This window comes from Massilia scottii, assembly GCF_030846495.1.
Classification (GTDB): domain Bacteria; phylum Pseudomonadota; class Gammaproteobacteria; order Burkholderiales; family Burkholderiaceae_D; genus Telluria_A; species Telluria_A violaceinigra.
Genome location: NZ_JAVCWM010000062.1, coordinates 1 through 2642 on the forward strand (window position 1 = coordinate 1; position 2642 = coordinate 2642).

At 56.2% G+C, this 2642-nt stretch carries 2 protein-coding genes; both read left to right on the forward strand.

The genetic code is table 11. The features are described from left to right. Positions 1 to 858 precede the first annotated feature (858 nt). Positions 859 to 2049 carry a protein rep gene (locus tag RBA41_RS33230; RefSeq protein WP_306628619.1) on the forward strand — a complete coding sequence of 397 codons (1191 nt, stop codon included), beginning with the start codon at positions 859 to 861 and terminating at the stop codon, positions 2047 to 2049. Continuing rightward, complete coding sequence (locus RBA41_RS33235) at positions 2046 to 2321, forward strand: hypothetical protein (protein WP_306628620.1); 276 nt, start codon at positions 2046 to 2048, stop codon at positions 2319 to 2321. Before RBA41_RS33230 ends, RBA41_RS33235 begins: the two co-directional genes overlap by 4 nt. The last annotated feature ends 321 nt before the right edge of the window (positions 2322 to 2642 follow it).

Below are 2642 nucleotides of genomic sequence, written 5' to 3' on the forward strand. Positions count from 1 at the left end.
TTTGGGGCATTAAATATATAAACCCCTCTGAACTATAGTTTGTTCAGAGAATTAATTATATAAACCCCTCTAATTAATAATTATGAAAATAACATTGCACATTTATTTGGCTGCTTCAGGCCAATGGGCTGGAAAGTTCATTTCTGAGGGTTTGGAAATAGGTGGAATTGCTGGCTGTTCATCTCCTGATGAGGTCGAGCAAGAAGCACGAAATCAAGGATACGACATAGTGTCCATAGAACGGTATAAACCGTTTATATAGTTTCGTTATTTTTTGCTCCGTCAAGGGGACCGTGGAATACCGCAGCTCGGTTTCATCGAGCGAGGATATGCCGCGAAAGCCCCTTGACGGCCCGGATAAAAATAAGCTCCTGGCATGCCAGGGGGGATATTGCGCTTTTTAATATCCCCCCTGGGGTGCCTCCACGGCGAGTGGGGGGGTGTTTTTATTTTTACGTTGCCAATTCATTGACATTCCGTTTATCGGTAGGCAATATTCTGCTACGGTTTTTTTGTTTGAAGATGGGAAATCCCGGCTGGCTGGTTGCCAGGCCGCAAGGGAGAAGAGTCTGAAAATGAAGAAGCCTCGCAACGTCGCCAAACGTTCGAGGCCAGGGCCGGTTGATCCACATCTTGAGAACGAGAGAAACCGACATGCAAATTTTAGCACGTCCGCTTGCGCCTATGCCTAGCGGAAAGTCACATATCCCTTCTAATTCCTCCACACAGCAGAGTCCAACTGGCCCTCGGCGCCCCGCGCCGCCCGCAGCGGCAGCGAGGACGGCGCGGGGCGCCGAGGGCCAGTTGGATGGGCCGCGGGAGGGTGTTCTTGGTACATACGCGAAAACTTCGGCCGCTTTGGCCAATTCCGAGCGAGAAAAGGCCGTCAGCTGGTTCTCGGTCGAGGGTGGCGATGGGGAGATAAAATCTTTTGAAATGCGGGATATTCAGTGGGTTGAGTACAAGACTCTGGCGCAGATCCGGTGCGATCGTTACCGGCTGAAATCCGCAGTAAATCGACTCTTGATCGGATCGCGGACGTTCAAGTGTTGCCGTTGGAAGGTGCCGACGCAGTCGGTCCAGGTCATGCATTCCGCCGAATATGGCAAGGCGTTCTATGCTGGTCTTCAGGTCTGTGCCTCTGTGTGGCTTTGCCCGGTGTGCGCGCCCAAGATTAGCGAACGTCGGCGGCTTGAGCTGCGGGGGGCTATGGACGAAGCGCAACGCCAGGGTCTGGACGTGATGCTCATGACGTTGACCGTGCCGCATGGTCTGGGTGACGACCTGGACGGAATGCTGGACCGGATGATGAAGGCGTACGCGGACACTTCATCCAACCGTGCCGGCAAGAACGCCCGTAAGAGGGTGAGCCTTCGTGGCACTGTTCGGGTGCTCGAGGTTACGCATGGCCGCAACGGCTGGCATCCGCATTTCCACGTCCTTCTGTTCCTGGATGGCGGCATGTCTCCTGACCAGGTGAAGTCTATTCTGGCGCCGACCTGGCAGGACGCATGCGAGAAGCGCGGCTTACCCCGTCCGAGCGATGAATACGGCGTCGACGTCCGGGGAGGTCAGGATGCGGCCGTCTACGTTTCCAAGTGGGGTCTTGAACACGAGATGACCAAAGGGCACTTGAAAGCCTCTAGGAGCGCCAAGGGAGCCACGCCGTGGGCTTTGTTGGCCGAGTATCAGGAAACCCGCTCTAAGCGCTCTGCGGCCCTCTGGATGGCCTACGCGGCGGCATTCAAGGGCCGGCGACAGTTATGTTGGTCGAAGGGATTGCGGGACCTCCTGGCCGTCGTGGAAATGGACGACGCGGAGATCGCCGCCCAGGAGGACAGCGCCGCGGTTGTTTTGGCCGAATTGACGGATGACCAGTGGCGCGACGTGCTGACGACCCACAGTGAGGCGTCGTTGCTTCAGGTGGCCGAGGAGAACCCCAGCGAGGTGCAAGCGTTCCTGCAGGGAGTGGCTGCGATGGCTAAGGCGATGGCGATCCCGGTGCCGGTGATCGAAAAAGCGAAGCCCAAGGCTAGGAGGAAGGCATGATCTATCGTCTTCCGGCGCTCACTCATGAGCATGAGTTCCTCGATCTTGTTTTCGTGGCCAAGTACGTCGACCAGCTGCTGCAGCAGACTGGCAATCCTGACTATGGGGTTGTCTACGAATGGCAGGATGAGGACGCCCAGGGCGAGTTTATCGACCTGGTGGAAGGTGCTCCGCCTGATGCCGTTTTGTTGCGTATTGCCGGCGCCTGGGTTCGTCGAGGTGTGATCGCCATTCCGCGCGGAAATGGCGAGTTTGATTTAACGTTTGTGTGACCGAACGTATAGAGCCAGGCTTCTGCTGTTACCCAAGGTATTAAGATTCCTCTATCGCTGGCAGGGATGGCCCTGGCTTCTACCGCCCGAAGGGACGGGCTTTGGCTTCTACCGCCCGAAGGGACGGGCTTTGGCTTCTACCGCCCGAAGGGACGGGCTTTGGCTTCTACCGCCCGAAGGGACGGGCCTTGGCTTCTACCGCCCGAAGGGACGGGCCTTGGCTTCTACCGCCCGAAGGGACGGGCCTTGGCTATCTGCTAATCCGATATATTAATTTCTATTCTGACACTAAATGTTCAAGCCCCTTTGAACAATAGTTCT

What these genes read in the sequence shown, in the direction of transcription:
- RBA41_RS33235 (WP_306628620.1), top strand. Translation starts at nt 2,046, where the DNA reads ATGATCTATCGTCTTCCGGCGCTCACTCATGAGCATGAGTTCCTCGAT.